Below are 4,729 nucleotides of genomic sequence, written 5' to 3' on the forward strand. Positions count from 1 at the left end.
TCACTAAAGACCTCTGCCTCTCCTATCTTTGCACACTGGATTCCATCTATCCCATACTTTTCCTGAAGTTTTCCTATCCATATACTTTTGTGGGTCTTTACCATGGGGCGAAGGGAAACTTTATTTTCCTTAGAGAAATTTGCCATATCCCTTATATTTTCCTCAAGTTTCTCTAAATCAACATAAACAAACGGTGTGTCAATGTCTTTTATTTCCATAGTTAAAGTATAACTTAAAAAATCATTGACAAAAATATTTAGATAATCTAAAATTTAGAATATGAGAATAAATTATGTAAAAGAGATAGATGAGAATCTAAGAGAGATAAATAAGATTTTAAACAGAGATTTAAAGAGGGAGATGATAAGACTTGATCTTGGTCTATCCCATTTTTATATATTGACTACTCTATACAGAGAAAAAGTTTTAAGTTCAGGGAATCTTGCAAAGAGCCTTGATGTGAGGAATTCAACGATTACATCTCTTGTGGATAGACTTGTAAAACTCTCATTGGTGAAAAGAAGAAGGGATGAGAGAGATAGAAGAGTTGTTCTTGTGGAGTTAACTGATAAAGGGAAAAAACTTACAGAAAAACTCCTAACCTTAAGGAAGGAAAGGCTAAAAGAGATAGTTAAAGAACTTCCAGAAGAAAAAGTGAAAGAGATTTACGAATCCATTAAAAGGGTGAAGGAGATACTGAAGAAGAAATGATAAGGATAACAAAAGAGGATTTAACTCGTCCAGAGGCAATAAGAAGAAAGATTATAAGCTTATCTCTTCCAGCTGTTGGTGAGAATCTTTTCAGGACAATATTTTCCTTTGTGGATATGGCATTTGTTGGTTATATTGGTTCCACCGCTCTTGCTGGCGTTGGGCTTTCAAATCAGGTTATATTCGTATTCATGGCTGTCATGTTCTCCCTTAACATAGGAACAGTGGTTCTTATTTCCCAGAATGTTGGGGCAAAGAGAGAGGAGAAGGCAAGGTATTCAGCGTATCAGTCAATATATCTTGGTATATTTGTGTCAATAGTCTTTGCACTGGTTCCCATTTTCTTTTCAGATAAGATTTTCTCTCTATTTAATACCACACCGGAGCTTAAAAACTTTGCCTCAAGTTACTTCTTCTGGATACTGGCTCCCTCCTTTGTATTTGTGCTTCCCTTCATGTTTGGTGCAATACTCAGAGGGTTTGGTGATACAAAATCACCTTTTAAAATTACTGCCTTTGCCAACACATTAAACATATTTCTTGACTACTGCCTTATATTCGGAAAGTTTGGTTTTCCAGCCCTTGGAGTAACTGGAGCGGCAATAGCGACCTCTCTCTCAAGAGGTGTAAGTGTTATAATCTATCTGTTTGTATTGTTTAATAAGAAAGGAAAAGTAAGGCTTAGTTTCGGATTTCCAAAGCCCGATTTCTTTATAATAGGTAAGATTCTATCCATAGGTTTCCCGGCATCTATTGAAAGGTTTATGTTTACATTTGGAAATCTCATCTTTGCGACAATTGTGCTTACTCTTGGACCAAAGGGATATGCAGCCCACAGGATTGCAATAAATGTTGAATCCCTCTCCTTCAATGCAGGGCTTGGTTTTGCCATTGCCACAACAACCCTTGTAGGTCAGGTTGTTGGTTTTGGTGAGATGGAGAAGGCGAAAAAGGTTGCGTATGAGGCAATGAAGATAACAGTGGTACTTATGGGAAGCGTTGGGATTCTACTCTTCTTCTTTCCAGATCTCCTTATAAGAATATTCACAAGGGAGATAGATGTGATAAACCAGGCAAGAACTGCAGTAAGAATCGTATCTCTTGCACAGCCTCTTCTTGCAACAATATTTATTTTAAGTGGTGCCTTCAGAGGTGGAGGAAACACAAAAACTCCAATGATTTCAACTGGTATTGGGGTATGGCTTATAAGAATTCCCTTCTCCTACCTCTTTGTAAAGGTTATGGGTCTTGGCATTGCAGGAGCATGGTATGCTGTGGTCCTTGATACGGCTTTTAAGGCACTATTTTTATGGATAAGTTTCATTAAGAAAGCTAACTTTAAACAGCATGTGCTCACATAACTACATATCCCGTGAAAGGTGAACAACAACTCCAACAATTACAGTGTTTTTATCCATCTTTATCCACTCATATTTTCTATTTTCTGGAATAAGATAGGCACTTCCATCCACAATCCTGTACCTTTTTACTGTAAGCTCTCCATCAACAGATGCAACAACAATGTCTCCACTTTTTGGATCAAGTTTTCTATCAACGAGGAGATAATCTCCGGGAAATATTCCTGAACCTATCATTGAATCACCCTTTACTCTAAACCAGAAGTCACCCCTTGTATCAGGGACGCCCCTCCACTCGTATATCTTCCCATCAATGTAGAGAGGCTTCCCCGCCCTTACCTCTCCAACCACTGGATAGAAGTTGTAAAGAGTCTCTTTAATCCTTATCCTTATCTTACCCTCTCTTTTAAAAACTTCTGAGAGTTCCTCCCTGCTTAACCCAGTTCCCTCCATCAATTCATCATTTGATAGAATCTTTGTCACCATCATGCATCCATTATATCAAACAAATGTTCGCTGTCAAGTTATACAATCTCTAATTCTACATGCTTCTCCTCATCTGTGACATCTATTATTTTCCCTTTAAAATCTGGATCTTTCAAAGCTTCATTGAGTTTATTTAAATCCACAGGTATCTCTTTCCCCTCCACAGTTAAATTCTTATGACCCATTTTCTGTGCGAGGGAGATTCCCCACTTTACAAGGGAGAAGGGAAGTGTGACATTTACCGTTGGTTTACCCTGCTTTGTTACCCTTATCCTAAGAAATCTCTTTTTTGAAGGAATCACCTTCTCTTCCTTTTCAGTTTCCTTCAACGCCTCAATTAGCTCAACAGCTTCATCCTTTGTGAGTTTTCCTTCCTCAACCATCTTTAAAATCTTTAAAATCTCCTCCTTCATTTCATCCTCCTTTCTTTAAAAGTTTCTTTGCCTCTTCAGGGGAGATCTCCCCTTTATCAAGTTTCTCCAAGATTTCTTTCACATCCACCTTTTCCTCTTCCTCTTCAGGTGCAATTCCCAGGGATTTTAATACATTGTTTAGTCTGTTCCTCACCGTTGGATAGGAGATTCCAAGGATTCTTTCCACCTCCTTTATGTTTCCCCTTGCCTTAAGAAACACAAGGAGAAAGTTTACCTCATCATCTTTTAAATATGTAAATGGGTTTGTTAAAAATTCACCCTCCACACTGATACCACATGTAGGGCATCTTAATCTCTCTACAACCATCTCCTCTCCACATACAGGACATCTTGGTAGACCTTTAATAATTTTCATCACCTCCTTAATCTTTTTAAGATATTATATTAAATTTTTTAATCTTGTCAAGTAAATATTTAAATCATTTTGATACAATTGTCAAGTTTTGATAAAATTATTCTGAAAAATACTTACATTAAGGAGGATCCTATGTCTTTACTTGTAAAAAACGCAAAGGTTAGGGGGTGGAAGGAAAATGTAGACCTCTTTATCAAAGATGGAAAATTTGTAAATATCGGGAAAAACCTTAATGTTAAAGCAGATGAGGTGATTGATGCGGATGGAAATCTTGTAACCCCAACCTTTGTTAACACACACCTCCATATAGATAAAGCCTTTACAGCTCTCTCTGGTAGATTTGGAAGGGAGGAGACCCTTGAAGAATCAATAAAGATAATGCATGAGATTAAGAGAAACTATACAAAGGAAGATGTTAAAGAGAGAGCAGTAAGAGCAATAAGAGATTCTGTAAAGTATGGAGTGACAAAGATAAGAGGGCATGTGGATATAGATACCTATTGTGGTTTAACTGCTCTTGAGGGGTGTCTTCTTGCAAAGGAAGAGACAAAGGATATTGCAGATGTTCAGCTTGTTGCCTTTCCTCAGGAGGGAATATTCAGAGACAAAGGCACAGAGGAACTTATGTATGAAGCTATGAAGATGGGGGCAGATGTTGTTGGAGGAATGCCTGCCGCAGAGTGGATATCCTCTGAATCCATAAGACATGTTGATTTTGTTTTTGAGCTTGCAGAGAAGTTTGATGCCGATATTGATATGCACATAGATCAAGCAAAGGATCCTTTTGCACAATCTCTTGAATATACAGCGTTTAGAAGCATACAGGAGGGTTATCAGGGAAGGGTTACAGGAGGACACTGTACATCCCTTGCATACCAGAACGATGCCCATGCAAAGAAGGTGATAGAACTACTTAAACTTGCCGATTTCAATGTGTGTGTTAATCCTCAGGTGCTTGCTATAATGGGGGTTGATCCTGAACCAAGAACAAGGGGAGTTACAAGGGTTAGAGAACTTGTGGAGGCAGGTGTGAATGTTGCCACTGCGCAGGATACAATATGCGATGGATTCCACTTATTTGGAACAGGAGATCCCCTTGATTATGGGCTTCTCATGGCTTATGTAGCTCAGTATAACTCCACAGATAAGGTGGGAATTATCTTTGATATGATAACGAAAAATTCTAAAAAGATTATGAGACTCAATGACTATGGAATAAAGGAAGGGAATACTGCAGATTTCAACATAATCTTTGCCAAAACAGAATCAGAAGCTTTAAGAACAAGACCGGGGAGACTTGTCTTTAGGAAAGGAAAACTCATAGCAAAGCTTGAGAAGAAAGGAGAAATACTATAGGTTTCTTTTAATAAAGGTCTATACTTAAA

The 4,729-nt window shown here is 38.0% G+C and carries 7 protein-coding genes; 3 read left to right on the forward strand and 4 right to left on the reverse strand.

Going from position 1 to position 4,729, the window contains the following annotated elements; translation table 11 throughout:
* Positions 1 to 218, reverse strand: a 218-nt coding sequence (locus tag J7J33_04395; GenBank protein ID MCD6168528.1) for an alanine racemase, incomplete at its 3' end; no start/stop codon positions are given.
* Positions 219 to 279: 61 nt separating this feature from the next.
* On the opposite strand from J7J33_04395, the gene J7J33_04400 reads away from it, so the two are divergent.
* Together J7J33_04400 and J7J33_04405 are read left to right on the forward strand one after the other, a co-directional pair.
* Positions 280 to 711, forward strand: a complete 432-nt coding sequence (locus tag J7J33_04400) for a MarR family transcriptional regulator (GenBank protein MCD6168529.1) — start codon at positions 280 to 282, stop codon at positions 709 to 711.
* On the forward strand, positions 708 to 2,072 hold the full coding sequence (locus J7J33_04405) for an MATE family efflux transporter (protein ID MCD6168530.1): 1,365 nt from the start codon (positions 708 to 710) through the stop codon (positions 2,070 to 2,072). The genes J7J33_04400 and J7J33_04405 overlap by 4 nt, the downstream gene beginning before the upstream one ends.
* On the opposite strand, the gene J7J33_04410 is transcribed toward J7J33_04405, so the two are convergent.
* The 3 genes from J7J33_04410 to J7J33_04420 are packed head-to-tail and all read right to left on the reverse strand — an operon-like array spanning position 2,073 to position 3,344.
* Positions 2,073 to 2,558 (reverse strand): hypothetical protein, encoded by a 486-nt coding sequence (locus tag J7J33_04410; GenBank protein MCD6168531.1) that lies wholly within the window; start codon positions 2,556 to 2,558, stop codon positions 2,073 to 2,075.
* Between the two features lie 35 nt (positions 2,559 to 2,593).
* A complete protein-coding gene (locus tag J7J33_04415; protein MCD6168532.1) occupies positions 2,594 to 2,968 on the reverse strand; it encodes a hypothetical protein in 375 nt (124 codons plus the stop codon).
* A gap of 1 nt (position 2,969) precedes the next feature.
* Positions 2,970 to 3,344, reverse strand: coding sequence for a DUF2089 domain-containing protein (locus J7J33_04420; GenBank protein MCD6168533.1), 375 nt, complete (start codon positions 3,342 to 3,344; stop codon positions 2,970 to 2,972).
* Positions 3,345 to 3,476: 132 nt separating this feature from the next.
* Here J7J33_04420 and J7J33_04425 point away from each other — a divergent pair, with 132 nt between their 5' ends.
* Positions 3,477 to 4,700, forward strand: a complete 1,224-nt coding sequence (locus tag J7J33_04425; protein ID MCD6168534.1) for an amidohydrolase family protein — start codon at positions 3,477 to 3,479, stop codon at positions 4,698 to 4,700.
* Positions 4,701 to 4,729 lie beyond the last annotated feature (29 nt).

The sequence above is a fragment of the Caldisericia bacterium genome, assembly GCA_021158845.1.
Lineage (GTDB): Bacteria > Caldisericota > Caldisericia > B22-G15 > B22-G15 > B22-G15.

Bases quoted from the DNA above. Each gene is read 5' to 3' on its own strand.
- J7J33_04400 (MCD6168529.1), top strand. From the start codon at position 280: ATGAGAATAAATTATGTAAAAGAGATAGATGAGAATCTAAGAGAGATA.
- J7J33_04405 (MCD6168530.1), top strand. From the start codon at position 708: ATGATAAGGATAACAAAAGAGGATTTAACTCGTCCAGAGGCAATAAGA.
- J7J33_04410 (MCD6168531.1), bottom strand. From the start codon at position 2,558: ATGATGGTGACAAAGATTCTATCAAATGATGAATTGATGGAGGGAACT.
- J7J33_04415 (MCD6168532.1), bottom strand. From the start codon at position 2,968: ATGAAGGAGGAGATTTTAAAGATTTTAAAGATGGTTGAGGAAGGAAAA.
- J7J33_04420 (MCD6168533.1), bottom strand. From the start codon at position 3,344: ATGAAAATTATTAAAGGTCTACCAAGATGTCCTGTATGTGGAGAGGAG.
- J7J33_04425 (MCD6168534.1), top strand. From the start codon at position 3,477: ATGTCTTTACTTGTAAAAAACGCAAAGGTTAGGGGGTGGAAGGAAAAT.